Consider the following 13027-nt stretch of genomic DNA (forward strand, 5'->3'; position numbering starts at 1 on the left):
TCGCCGAGTCCGTCCTCACACGCCGGACGGGCTGGAGATTCAGCCCCTCCGGCGTTTGAGGAGCGGGGTCCGGGGCGGAGCCCCGGGTTCCCGGCCCCCTACAGCTCCGTCACGGTGAACGCGTCCAGCACGAACTCCGCCGTCCCGTCGTCCCCGGTCCTGCGCAGACCGACCCACGCCTCCCCCGCGCCCGGGGCCGTGAACTCGTACGAGAACGTCGTGGGCCCGGTCGCCACCGGCAGCTCCTTGCGGTCCAGCTCACGGGCACCGGGTTCATCGACGGCCGAAACCCACACGTACTGGCCCGCCTTCTCGTTCTCGTACCGGAAGGAAACCCGGTAGCGCTTGCCCGGGGCGAAGCGGACGGTGTGCGGGACGGTGCGGTAGACGAGGCCGGTGTTCTCGCCGCGCGATTTCAGGGAGTTCGTTCCGTCGATGACGTCGTCGATCTCCTTGCCGTTCCAGCCGCGCTGGGTGAAGGGGGCGTGGCGCTGCGCGATGTGGGTGCGCGGGTCGGTGACGCCGCCCGCGTCGCCCTTCACGAAGGGGCCCCAGCCCTGGGGCACGTGCTCGAAGTCCTCGCGGACCAGCGTGGCGCGCGGCCGCTTCGCGGGGCGCGCCGCCTCGGTGACGCGGACGTTGTCGAAGCGCACACGCGCGTCGCCCGCCGCGGCCCGCAGCGTGAGGCGGACCGGGCCGCCGCCCTCGGGGACGGTGAAGTAGGTGAACATGCGCTGGAAGCGCGTGCCGTGCTTGCGGTCGGCCGCCACGTAGTTGCCCGCGGTGGACGTCTCGGTGAAGTTGGCCGCGGTGACGCCGTCGGCGGTGCGCACCTCCAGGGCGGCCCTGCGCCGCTCCCCCGCCTTCTCTCCGACCTCGACCTGCACGGAGGCGACGTAGGACCCGGCCTTGAGGCGGGTGAGGCGCTGTGCGACGGATGCCGCGCCGCCCGCGCCGACGACCAGTTCGTAGTCGCCGAGCTCGCTGCGCCGCACGGTGGCGGGCCCGCTGACCTGCCAGCCCTTGAGGTCGCCCGAGTGGAAGCCGGGGTCGTGCAGCCCGGTCGCCTCGCCCCAGCGCGGGTCGGGCAGCTCGGCGGCGCGCTCGCGGTAGAGGACGTAGGGCTGCTTCGCGGTGGCCTTGAGGGCGACTTTTCCGCCCACTACGGAGACGTATCCGTCGAAGACGCGCCCCTGGTCGGTGAGCCGGTACAGGGCCAGCCGGGACCGGCTCGCCCACGCGCGCGGCACCTGCCAGCTGCTGCTGCCGCCCGCCGGGTTGTAGTGGTACAGCTTGGCGGGGTCGTGGGCCCTGCGGGGCTCCCAGGGCAGCAGATAGCGGCCGTCTTCGTAGACGACGCGTCCGTCCGTGGTGATGCGGCGCTTGCCCGAGGCGTCGGAGACCGTCGTGGCCGCTCCGGAGCGGGCGTCGCCGAAGAAGGCGATCTCGTGCTCGTCCCACCTCTTGATGGGGTACGCCTGGAGGTACTTGGCGGGCAGCGAGTGGGTCCAGATCAGGTCGTAGAACGCGTTCCAGTCGGTCTTGCCGACCCAGCCCTCGAAGTTGCCCATGCGGGCGATGCCGAGGAGGGTGGGCCACTTGTCGGCGAAGACGTCCTTCTGGTGGTTGCGCACGAAGCGGATCAGGCGGGAGTTGATGCCGCGCGAGGTGTCGCCTCCGTAGTCGGGCTCGGTGGCCCAGTGCGACCAGATCGCGGAGCGTTCGAAGCCGTGGCCCCACTCCGTGGTGATCGTCCAGCCCTGCTCGCGGAAGGCCCGCTGAAGCCGGTCGGAGGTCCAGCCCGACTCGCGGAACACGTCGATGTAGAGGGTGTTGAGGCCCTTGTCGGTCTGGGCGCGCAGGTCGGCGAAGCGCTTGACGATGTCTCCGGAGACCAGGTCGCGGCGCTGGTCGATGCGGTAGCTCTGGTCCAGCCAGTCCCACTGCTTGTTGGTCTTGTCGACGAGCTTCTCGGAGAAGGCGTTCGCCACGGGGTAGGACTCGGTGGCGTTGACGTGCACGCTGAAGTCGCTGTTCCACTTCTTGCCCGCGCGGACCAGGGTGTTCAGGTCCTTCAGGCCGCCCGCGCGCTCGTTGTAGTTGTCCGCGTAGTCCGGGTGGGCGGAGTCGTGGCCCTCGGACTGGTAGCCCTTGAGGAGCGTGTACTGGCGCAGGCCGTCGGTCGCCAGGTGGATCCGCTTGACGTTGTCGAGCGTGGCGAGGAACGGGTTGGTGGCCTGCGAGGCGAAGTTGAAGGGGATGTGCGGGACGACCCGCAGGTGCTGCTCGTCGGCGCCGAGCGGATTCACCATGATGTCGCGCAGGGCGATCGCGGCGTCCTGCCAGTCGACCTTGCCGTCGCCGTTCCTGTCGCCGGTGATCACGACGGTGGCGTACGGCAGGGGTTCGGTGGCTCCCACGGGTGCGGTCGCCGCGCGGTGCGTCCACTGTCCCGGGGTCAGGCGGGCCTCTACGTAGTCACCTGTTTTCACGGTCTCGCGCCACAGGCGGCCGTTCTCCCAGGTGGTGCCCGCCTCGCTGGTGGGCTTGTCGTAGACGGTGTTCGTCTCGATCGCGCCGCCCAGCTCGTCGTGCGCGACGACGGCGTAGGCGCAGCCGGTCGCCGCCTCCGGAGGGGTGTCCTTCGTGGGCCGTACGAGGGTGTCGCCGCTCTTGGCCTTGTCCAGCTGCACCTTGGCGGCGAGCAGGGCGGCGCCCGGCTGGTCGCTGCGCACGGAGAGCAGGGCGAGGCCGGGGACGCGCAGCGTGCCGATCCGCAGCGCGTCGGTGTCCGCGATCTTCGTGACCCGCCAGTGGACCTTGCGCCCCTCGACGGCGATCTCCACGTCGACGCGGGTGCCGCCGTCGAAGGCGAGTGCGTACGCGATGCGGGACCTGCCGGGATCGGCGGTGACCTTCGGGGTGTGCTCGGCGTCGTCGATCAGGACCGTCGCCACGGCGTCGGTGCGGCCGTGCAGGACGGCGCCGCTCGCGCGGTCGGTGTAGGACACGACGCGCGGGAAGGCGGTCGCGACGCGCACCTCCAGGTCGGCCGAGCGCAGGACGACCTCGTCGCCCGGCCTGCCGCGGGCGCCCTGGGCGAACGCGCTGCCGCCCGCCCCGACGGCGACGCCCATCCCCGCGATCGCGCCCGTGGCCACCACGGCCCTGCGGCTCGGTCCGGACGTGTCTGACGGCAGCATGCGGCACTCCTCGATGGAACGGAATTCGTGCCGATCACGATGCGCCGGGCGGGGTGAACGCGCCCATGGACAAAGGAGGGACAGGTCTTGGACTTACCGCGTGCCCCGCGGTGGACACGACGACGCGGGGCGCCTGCCGTCGCAGACGCCCCGCGCCGGGGCCGTGCGGATGCCGTTCGGATGCCCCTCAGATGCGGGCAGCGGGGGCCGTCAGAGCCCGGACGCCGCCTTCTCTATGTCGGCGGCGAAGGTCGACACCTCGGTGTAGACACCGGGGAACTTCGGCCGCGCGCAGCCGTTGCCCCAGCTGACGATGCCGACCTGGATGTACTCGCCGGCCTCGTCCTTGCGGAACATGGGACCGCCGGAGTCGCCCTGGCAGGTGTCCGTGCCGCCCTCGGCGAGCTTGCCCGCGCACAGCTCCTCGCCGGGCGTGAGGTCGGCGCCGTACGCGGCCTCGCAGTCGGCGTCGCTGACGAACGGGACGGTCGCCTTGAGGAGGTAGCGCTGCTGGTCGCCACCCTCCTTGTCGGCGCCCCAGCCCGCGATGGTGAAGTCACCCTCGTTGAGCTTGTCGTCCTTGGCGATCTTCAGCGTGGGCTGGTCGATCGGCTTCTCGAGCTTGATGAGCGCCCAGTCCTTGCCCTTGCCGTCGTAGCCGGGGGCCTGGAGGACCTTGGTGGACTTCACACTGATCGCGTCGGGGCTCTCGAGGTCCACGACGCCACCGGTGGCGGTGATGCTGGTGTTGTCGCCCGAGCCGTCCACACAGTGGGCGGCCGTCAGCACGACGTCCTTGGCGTACAGAGCGCCGCCACAGCCCATCGACAGACGGACCATGAACGGGAATTCACCCTGCTCGGCGGGGGTGCCGCCGACGACGCGCTCACCGGGGGTGGGGCCCGGGTGAGGAGCCGCCTGGGCGGCGATGGGCTGAAGGCTCACGGTGGCGAGGGCGATCGCACCGAGGGTTGCGGCTCTCTTCACTCCACGCAGCTTGGTCTTCAACTGACTTCCCTTCGTGGGGGGTTCGTGGGGGGTCACACGCCCGAACGGGCCCTCGCCGTCACCGCTGGATGCGCGTGGATGGCATGAGCCCGCCAAAGCGTTGTTGCGGATTATGGAGATCGATGTCCGCTCAGGACAAGGGGCGGTTTCCGGCCACGGCGTGTCGCGCCGCCCGACGCGGCACCCCGGCGACAGGCCACAACCGCCGTACAGTGGAGGCCGGTTGAGCTGATCCGACGCGCCTTCAGGGGGTACGGTCGTGGCTGACAGCGGCGGTCCCGTCGTACACGGCTATCCCCATCTGGACACGGTGCGCGCCGCGATCACCGCGCTCTACAAACGCCTCTCGTACGACACCGTGCACACCTTCGAGACCAGCGTCTCCCCCGCCGACGTCGCCTTCAGCGACCAGGACGACCTCCACCTCGGCGTCCAGCGGATCGCCCGCGAGATGGTCCGGCACCTGCGCCTGCCCGACGCCCGCATGATCGTCAGCTTCCGCGGGATGGAACACGCCGCGTACGTCGAACTCGCCGCGGGGCCCGAGTACTTCATCGAGCTCAACGACCGCTTCCGCACCCACCGGCGCGACATCGGGGCCGCGCTCGCCCACGAGGTCATGCACGTGTATCTGCACCGGCTCGACCTGTCCTTCCCCGGCACCCGGGACAACGAGATCCTCACCGACACCGCGACCACCTACCTCGGCGCGGGCTGGCTGCTTCTCGACGCCTACCGCGAGGACGGCGCCTCCTCCCAGAAGCTCGGCTACCTCACGCCCGAGGAGTTCGGATACGTCCTGGCCAAGCGGGCGTTGGCCTTCGGCGAGGCACCAGAGACGTGGTTCACCAGCGCGCAGGCCTACACCGCCTACACCAAGGGGCTCGCGCAGGCCCGACGCGACGAGCAGCAGCCGCCGTTGACGGCGGCGGGGTGGGCCGGGCGGCGGCGGTACGCCAAGGACCGGCGGTACGCGGCCGACCACGGGGCGGGGGTCCGGGGCGGGGCGGGGTACGTCTTCTCCACCGACGGGCTCGGGGCGCTCCGGGTCTCGTTTCCCTGCCCCACCTGCCTGCAGCGGATTCGGGTGCCCGCCCGGGGGCGGGTCCGGGTGCGGTGCGCGCTTTGCCGGAGCGTGCTGGAGTGCGACGCCTAGGCCCTGTCGTCACACTCCCGTCTGCCCCGCGACGTCTGGCACGCACGCTCGCGGCGTTGCCGGAATGCCCGAGTAGGCCCACTACGAGGACATCCCGGCGCCTTGCGATCGCACGCACCAGACGCCGCGGGGCCGCCCTTCGGGCGACGACGGGAGTGTGACGACAGGGCCTAGGCCGCGTCCCAATGGGAGGGGCGCTGCAAGGTGTCGGGGAGTTTCGTGGTCGCGTCGCCCTTTGCCGCGTTCACCTGCGACTGGGTGAGGAACAGCGCGCCGGTGAGGTCGGCGCCCCGCAGGTCCGCGTCGCGGAAGTCCGCGCCGATCAGGTCGGCGGTGCGCAGGTCGGCGCCGTTGAGGTCGGCCCCGATGAGGTAGGCGCCGCGCAGGTCCGCTCCGTTGAGGTCGGCGCCCCTGAGCCTGGCTCCGATGAGGTCGGCGCCTCGTCGCTGCTTCTTCTTGCCGCCCTTGCCCTTGCTCTTGTCCTTGCGTACGAGCTCGCTGGTGCGCAGGAGCAGGACGTTGACGTCCTGCCGGTGCCCGGCCACGTCGGTCTCGGCGAGTGCCTCGGGCGTGCCCTGGGTCAGGCGCTCCGTTTCGGCCTGGGCCTTCGCGAGGTCCGCGGCGATCGGGGCCGCCTGAGGACGGCTCCGGGCGTCGGTCAAGTACCAGAGCAGTTCGTGCAGTTGCCGCATGATCGGGAACACGTCGAACATCTGGCGGGCGGTGGCCGGATCCTGACGCCAGTCGGTGCCGTCGAAGGTGCCCTGGGAGACGTGCTGGCCCGCGCCGAAACAGTCGTAGACGGTGCAGCCGCGGAAGCCCTCGGTCCTGAGGTCGCGGTGGATGCCGCAGCGGAAATCCGTCCGGAGGTTGGTGCAGGGCTTGCCCGCGTCCTTGTTCACGGCGAAGTCGGAGGAGGCGGAGAAGGCGAGCGCCACGCAGCACAGCCCGAAACAGTCACCGCAGTCCGCGCGCAGCCCGGCGCGATCGTCCTGGAGGAGGGGCAGCTCGGGTGGCATGGGGTGGGGCTCCTTCAGGGCGTCGTGTCGTGCGGGGCCGCGGCGGCTCACCGCTGTGGGCAGATGTTCCGCGGGGCGAGTGGGGCCTCCCCTGTTCGAGCGAAGCCGAGAGCTTGGGGAAGGGTGGGCACAGCCCTCGGTGCCGAGGGGGCGCCGCGGGGGCATACAGCCCTCGCAGGCCCCCCGTCGCCGAGAGAGGGTCCGGGTGGCAAGAACCCACCCGGACCATGGAACCGCAGAGGCGCTACGCCGCGCTGCGGCGACCCCCACCGCTCTGGCCGCCGCCGCGCCGCGCACGACCCGCGCCGCCGGAGCCGGAACGGCCCGCGCCGCCGGAAGCGGAACGGCCCGCGCCACCGGCGGAGCCGGAGCCGCCCTGCCCCTGGCGAGGCGCCCTGCGCTGGCCCCCCTGGCCGCCGCCACCGCCCTGCCCCGCGGGACGGGGCCGACGCCGGCGCTGCGAAGGCTGCGCGGCAGGCTGCTGCGGCGTCTCGATGACGACCGGCACGCCGGACGGCTCCCGCGCCCCGGTGATCCGCACGAGCTCCTCGTCCGAGGACGTGATCCGTGCCGTGTTGGGGCGGATCTCCGCGTCGGACATCAGCCGCGTCATGTCCCGCTTCTCGTCGGGGAGGACGAGGGTCACGACGCTGCCGGACTCCCCCGCCCGCGCGGTGCGCCCGCCGCGGTGGAGGTAGTCCTTGTGGTCGGTCGGCGGGTCGACGTTCACGACGAGGTCGAGGTCGTCGACGTGGATGCCGCGCGCCGCCACGTTCGTGGCGACCAGCGCGGTGACCTGACCGGTCTTGAACTGGTCGAGCGTGCGGTTGCGCTGCGGCTGCGAGCGGCCGCCGTGCAGGCCGGAGGCCCGTACACCGTTGGCGAGCAGCCGCTTGGTGAAGCGGTCCACGGCGCGCTTGGTGTCCAGGAACATGATCACGCGGCCTTCGCGGGCGGCGATCCGCAGGGCGACGGCCTTCTTGTCCGTCTCGTCGGCGACGTAGAGCACGTGGTGCTCCATCGTCGTGACCGCGCCCGCCGAGGGGTCCACGGAGTGCACGACGGGGTCGTTGAGGAACATCCGGACCAGGCGGTCGATGTTCTTGTCGAGCGTCGCCGAGAACAGCATGGTCTGGCCGCCCTGCTCGACCTGCTTGAGCAGCGCGGTGACCTGCGGCATGAAGCCCATGTCGGCCATCTGGTCGGCCTCGTCGAGGACGGTCGTACGCACCCGCGACAGGTCGCAGTCGCCGCGCTCGATCAGGTCCTTGAGGCGGCCGGGGGTGGCCACGAGGATCTCGGCGCCGCGGCGGAGCGTGCCCGACTGCTTGGTGATCGACAGGCCGCCGACGACCGTCGCGAGACGCAGGTTCACCGACGTCGCGTACGGCGTGAGGGCGTCCGTCACCTGCTGGGCCAGCTCGCGCGTGGGGACCAGGACCATGGCGAGCGGGGACTTCGACTCGGCGCGGTGCCCCGCGGTGCGGGCGAGGAGGGCCAGGCCGAACGCGAGGGTCTTGCCGGAGCCGGTGCGTCCGCGGCCGAGGATGTCGCGGCCCGCGAGGGAGTTGGGGAGGGTGGCCGCCTGGATCGGGAAGGGGGCCGTCACGCCTTGGGCTGCCAGCGTCTTCAGGAGTGCTTCCGGCATGTCCAGGTCGCCGAACGCCTCGACGGACGGGAGCGCGGGCGTGATGCTCTCGGGCAGTGCGAACTCGCCGCCCTGCGCCGGCTTCGGCTTGCGGCTTCCGGGCTTCTTGGCGGAATACCCGGCGCTCTTCGCCTGGCCGTTCGGACGTCCCTTTCCCGCCGCGTTCGTGGGGCGCTTGCGGGCGGGGCGTGCCGGGCGTTCGGAGCGGTTCATGCAGTAATGCCTTCCTGGTCGCTGGACTTCCGGACCTCTGAGCCTGTGCGGCTCTGGGCCCGGTTGGGCCCGATGACAGCGCAAGCCGAGGCCCGCACCTTCCGGTGCGGGCCTCGGCTGTGAGGTTCGCGCGCTGTGGCGATCAGGCAGGAACGATGTTCTCGGCCTGCAGGCCCTTCTGGCCCTGGGTCACCTCGAAGGAGACCTTCTGGCCCTCGAGGAGCTCACGGAAGCCCGAGGACGCGATGTTCGAGTAGTGGGCGAAGACGTCGGGGCCGCCGCCGTCCTGCTCGATGAAGCCGAAGCCCTTTTCCGAGTTGAACCACTTAACGGTGCCGGTTGCCATGTCAATCTCCTCAACAGGGGCAGAGTATGGAGAGCCACCGAATTGTGAATCTCCAGCGCTGCAATGACCCCCATCCGGAGAGAACCGGAAAAAACAATAATGCGCCCTCGGAGCATTCCCGTCAGGCGCACATAAAGTTCATGGGTACCAAAACTGCAACACATAACTTTAACATGCCGCAGGGACCCCGTGTTCCCGGGTCCCCGCGAGACGTACGCCACCGTACGGGGCGCCCGCGCCGCCCTCAACCCGCGCCGGTCACCGCCCGGCGAGGCAGCGCCAGGCAGAGCAGCGCGCAGAGCCCGAAGCCCGCCGCCACCCACGGCATCGCCGCGGTGAGCGCGCCCGTCAGGCCGTTCGACGCGTGCCCGAAGAAGACCGTGCCGATCACCGCCGCGCCAAGGGCCCCGCCGAACTGCTGAGCCGTCGAGAAGATCCCCGAGGCCCCGCCCGCCATCTCCGCGGGCACCGCCGACAGGACCACGTTCACCAGCGGTACGACGAGGAAGCCGAGCCCGGCACCCGCCACCACGAGTCCGGGCACCAGCGGCCACGCCCCGGTGTGCCGGTCCGCGGATCCGGCGACCGCCGCCCAGACCCAGAGGAACCCGCCCGCCATGAGCAGCGATCCGGCGACCAGGACGAGGCGCCCGTACGCCGCCGCGATCCTGTCGGCGACCGGTGCGGTCAGGAATCCGCCGACGGAGAAGGCGACGGTCACGACGCCCGCCTGCATCGGGGTGTAGCCCTCGGAGCCCTGCAACCAGATCGCGAGGATCAGGAAGAAGCCCTGCATGCCCAGGGCGAAGAGGAGCTGGACGGCGACGCCGACGGAGAAGGCGGGCAGTCCGAAGGCGCGGGAGGGCAGCAGCGGCACGGTCGCGCCCGGGCGTCGGCGGCCCTCGACCACGGCGAGACCCACGAGCCCGAGCACTCCCGCGGCCAGGCAGACCCAGCCCCACAGCGGCCAGCCGTTGACGCGGCCCTGCACGAGGGGGAGGACGACGGCCACCAGCGAGGCGGCGAGGACGAGGCTGCCGAGGACGTCGGGGCGGCCCGCGGACCGCTCCTTGGTGGCCGGTACGAGCAGGAGCCCCGCCACGAAGGTCGCCGCCGCCACGGGCAGGTTCACCAGGAACACCGAGCGCCAGCCCCAGCCGAAGAGGTCCGCGTCGGTGAGCACGCCGCCGAGCAGCAGACCGATGGCCGAGGCGAAGCCGCCCACGGCCCCGTACATCCCGAACGCCGCGCCCCGCTCCTTGCCCTGGAAGAGGGTCCGGAAGGAACCGAGCACCTGCGGCATGAGCAGCGCCGCCATGACGCCCTGCGCGGCGCGCGCGGCGACGAGCTGTCCGGGCGACTGCGCGACCCCGCACGCCAGGCTCGCGATCCCGAATCCGGCGGTGCCCGCGAGGAAGAGCGCCTTGCGGCCGTAGCGGTCGCCGAGGTGCCCGGAGACGATCAGTGTCGCGGCGAAGCCGAGGAGGTACGCGGAGACGATCCACTGGAGGGCGCTCTCGGAGGCGCCGAGTTCGCGGCCGATCGAGGGGATCGCGACGTTGACGATGGTGACGTCGAGCAGGTCCATGAGCGCGGCGACCATCATGACGGCGGCCGCGGCCCAGCGGTGCGGGTGCGGATGACTCGCGCCGTCCGGGGCGGGTGCGGCGTGCGGTGTGGGGGTGGTGCGCGTGGTGGGCATGTCGCCTCCAAGGGCTCTGCCATTTATTTCGTTCGACCGAACGAAAGAGTTGCACGCGGCCCACCGTGATCACAAGTCTTTCGTTCGGCCGAACGAAATATGGGCTAGGGTTCCCTCATGGCCACCGACAGGGACCCGCAGGAGCAGCGCGCCGCCGTCGTCGAGCGGCTCAACACCGCCGGGCGCGAGAGCAGCGCGGTCACCGTGATGTTCCACTCCGCGGTCGCCGCCAGGCAGGGGCTCGGTGCCACCGAGACGAAGACCCTCGACCTGCTCCAGCGCGACGGCCCCCTCACCGCCAAGGAGCTCGCCGAGCGCACCGCCCTCGCGCCCGCCTCGGTGACCGGCCTCGTCGACCGCCTGGAGGGCAAGGGCTTCGTCCGCAGGGTCAAGCACCCCACCGACAAGCGGCGCGTGCTCATCGAGATCCAACAGGAGCGGCTCACGGGCCTGGAGGAGATCTTCGAGGACTGGGCCCGCGAAGTCGGTGAGCTCTACGAGGAGTTCACGACCGGCGAGCTGGAGACCGTCACCCGGTTCCTGACGGGCGCCGCCGAGCGCCAGCGCCGCGCGGCGGCCCGCCTCACGGAGAGCTGACTCCGCCACCCCGGAACCTCCCCAAAGGGAGGCGTCGGCTCCTCAACTACAAGCGCCCTGTACAGAATTGACGATTCGTCAGTATCCGGCGCGCACCCCTTCCGCCTTCGCGGGCGCCTCGCTACCTTCCCCGGACCACCCACCCAAACAACCGCTTGGTTGGGAGGTCGCGACAGAGCACCGCTACCGATGGGAAGGCGGACCGATGCGCATCTCTCGTACCCGTACCGCGACCGGCCTCGCGATCTCCGCTCTCGCCCTGGGCACGCTGCCCGCCTGGGCGGCCCCCGCCGATCCCGTCGCGCCCCCGTCCAGGGCCGCGTCCGCTTCCGCGACCCTCGCGTACCAGAACCAGATCCCGCTCCAGGGCGCCGTCAACGTACGGGACGTGGGCGGCTATCGGACCTACGACGGGGAGCGGGTCCGCACCGGACAGGTCTTCCGCGCCGACGCCCTCAGCAAGCTCACCGACGCCGACCTCGGCACGCTCTCCCGTCTCGGCCTCAAGAAGGTCATCGACTTCCGGGTGCCCGCCGAGGTCCAGTACGACGGCGCGGACCGGCTGCCCGACGGGCTCGCGCCGACCTCACGGGCGATCACCGACAACGGCCTGTACACCCAGCTCCTCACCGCGATCGGCTCCAAGGACCCGGTCAAGCAGGAGGAGATGCTCGGCAACGGCAAGGCCGCCGCGTTCATGCGGGACGTCTACCGCACCTTCGTCACCGACGCGACCAACCGCGCGCAGTTCGCGGCCACGCTGCGCGACATCGCGGGCAGCCGTGCGCCGCTGCTCTACCACTGCACGTCGGGCAAGGACCGCACCGGCTGGACGACGTACCTGCTGCTGCGGCTCGTCGGTGTGCCGGACAGGACGGCCACCGGCGACTACCTGGCCTCCAACACCTACCGCGCCGCGTACGACGCGAAGCTCCGCGAGGCGCTCAAGCAGGGCGGGCTGATGCAGAACCCGGACCTCATCATCCCGCTCCAGGAGGTCCGCACCGACTACCTCGGCACGGCGCTCGACGAGGCCACCGCGCGGTACGGCGGCCTCCAGGGCTACCTCACCAAGGGGCTCGGCCTCGACGCGGGCACGATCCTGAAGCTGCGTCAGCGCATGGTCGACTAGGGCCTGTCCGGCGGATCAGGGCGCGCTCGGGTGGCGTCCACCGTCCGGTGCAGGCGAGCGGGGTCTGGTGCGTGCAGCTGCAAGGCGGAGGAGGGCGGCAACGCAGTGGGGTCTCCCCTGCTCGAGCGGAGCCGAGAGCTTGGGGGAGTGCGTGCCAGACCCCGCGACAGCGCCATGATCCGCCGGACAGGCCCTAGCCGCCCTCAGTCCACGATCCCGTTCGCCCGCGCCGCCGCGAGCCACGCGGGGAACTCCCCCACCAACTGGTCGTACAGCCGGTCGTCCGGCACCTTCAGGGGGTCGTTCCCCGCGTGGAAGAAGCCCGCATTGTCCACCGGGCGCTTGGCGGGCACGGCGAGCTCGTCGAGCTTGCGGAGGTAGTCGAACTGCTTGCTCGTCGGATCGCCGAAGCCGATGAACTGCCAGAACAGGGGCAGCTTCGCCGCCTTGCACAGATAGCGCTCGGCGGCGAGCTTGTTGAGGGGACCGCCGTCGGTCTGGAAGACCACCAGCGCGGGCGCGGTGGAACCGCTGTCCACGTAGTGGTCGATGACGGCGTCCATCGCCAGGTGGTAGCTGGTCTTGCCCATGTGCCCGAGCCCGGCGACGATCTCGTCGATCCGGCCGCGGTGGTCGCCGAGCGCGATCTCCGTCACCGCGTCGACGTCCGTGGAGAAGAAGACCGTGGGCACGGTCCCGTCGTCGTCGAGGTGCGCGGACAGACCCAGTACGCGGTCGGCGAGCGCCTGCACGCTGCCGTCCTTGTAGTAGGGCCGCATGGACCCGGAGTAGTCCACGACGAGATAGACCGCTGCCCGCGCACCCGCCAGACCGTGCTTGCGCAGCGATACCCCCGCACTCTTGTACAGGCTGACCAGCGCGGGCGCCGAGTCCTCCACCTTGCGCAGGCTGATCGCCGGTTCCATGTGCCGCTCCGTTCTCCCCTGTGTCGTACTACTTCCCTCTCCGACACATGACTACTAGAAGTATTCCTCCTAGTCAT

At 71.1% G+C, this 13027-nt stretch carries 10 protein-coding genes; 3 read left to right on the top strand and 7 right to left on the bottom strand.

Features of this window, described 5'->3' with window-relative positions:
• Positions 1 to 98 precede the first annotated feature (98 nt).
• Both KY5_RS09990 and KY5_RS09995 read right to left on the bottom strand, forming a co-directional pair.
• Positions 99 to 3203, bottom strand: coding sequence for an endo-alpha-N-acetylgalactosaminidase family protein (locus KY5_RS09990; protein ID WP_098241895.1), 3105 nt, complete (start codon positions 3201 to 3203; stop codon positions 99 to 101).
• Between the two features lie 210 nt (positions 3204 to 3413).
• On the bottom strand, positions 3414 to 4190 hold the full coding sequence (locus tag KY5_RS09995; protein ID WP_418952756.1) for a S1 family peptidase: 777 nt from the start codon (positions 4188 to 4190) through the stop codon (positions 3414 to 3416).
• A gap of 280 nt (positions 4191 to 4470) precedes the next feature.
• Here KY5_RS09995 and KY5_RS10000 point away from each other — a divergent pair, with 280 nt between their 5' ends.
• Positions 4471 to 5367 (top strand): hypothetical protein, encoded by an 897-nt coding sequence (locus tag KY5_RS10000; RefSeq protein WP_098241897.1) that lies wholly within the window; start codon positions 4471 to 4473, stop codon positions 5365 to 5367.
• Positions 5368 to 5537: 170 nt separating this feature from the next.
• On the opposite strand, the gene KY5_RS10010 is transcribed toward KY5_RS10000, so the two are convergent.
• The 4 genes from KY5_RS10010 to KY5_RS10025 form a co-directional block, all read right to left on the bottom strand.
• The gene (locus tag KY5_RS10010; protein ID WP_098241898.1) at positions 5538 to 6386 is read right to left on the bottom strand and encodes a pentapeptide repeat-containing protein; all 849 of its coding nucleotides are present in this window, start codon (positions 6384 to 6386) and stop codon (positions 5538 to 5540) included.
• Between the two features lie 244 nt (positions 6387 to 6630).
• On the bottom strand, positions 6631 to 8247 hold the full coding sequence (locus KY5_RS10015; RefSeq protein WP_098241899.1) for a DEAD/DEAH box helicase: 1617 nt from the start codon (positions 8245 to 8247) through the stop codon (positions 6631 to 6633).
• Between the two features lie 142 nt (positions 8248 to 8389).
• Positions 8390 to 8593 (bottom strand): cold-shock protein, encoded by a 204-nt coding sequence (locus tag KY5_RS10020; protein WP_030362889.1) that lies wholly within the window; start codon positions 8591 to 8593, stop codon positions 8390 to 8392.
• A 244-nt stretch (positions 8594 to 8837) separates the two neighbouring features.
• On the bottom strand, positions 8838 to 10295 hold the full coding sequence (locus KY5_RS10025; RefSeq protein ID WP_098241900.1) for an MFS transporter: 1458 nt from the start codon (positions 10293 to 10295) through the stop codon (positions 8838 to 8840).
• A gap of 117 nt (positions 10296 to 10412) precedes the next feature.
• Here KY5_RS10025 and KY5_RS10030 point away from each other — a divergent pair, with 117 nt between their 5' ends.
• Both KY5_RS10030 and KY5_RS10035 read left to right on the top strand, forming a co-directional pair.
• A complete protein-coding gene (locus tag KY5_RS10030; protein WP_098241901.1) occupies positions 10413 to 10892 on the top strand; it encodes a MarR family winged helix-turn-helix transcriptional regulator in 480 nt (159 codons plus the stop codon).
• A 205-nt stretch (positions 10893 to 11097) separates the two neighbouring features.
• Positions 11098 to 12024, top strand: coding sequence for a tyrosine-protein phosphatase (locus tag KY5_RS10035; protein WP_098241902.1), 927 nt, complete (start codon positions 11098 to 11100; stop codon positions 12022 to 12024).
• A gap of 203 nt (positions 12025 to 12227) precedes the next feature.
• Here KY5_RS10035 and KY5_RS10040 read toward each other — a convergent pair whose 3' ends face one another.
• Positions 12228 to 12950: a VWA domain-containing protein gene (locus tag KY5_RS10040; RefSeq protein ID WP_098241903.1), complete on the bottom strand. Its 723-nt coding sequence runs from the start codon at positions 12948 to 12950 to the stop codon at positions 12228 to 12230.
• Between the last annotated feature and the right edge of the window lie 77 nt (positions 12951 to 13027).

This window comes from Streptomyces formicae (genome assembly GCF_002556545.1).
GTDB classification, from domain to species: Bacteria; Actinomycetota; Actinomycetes; order Streptomycetales; family Streptomycetaceae; genus Streptomyces; species Streptomyces formicae_A.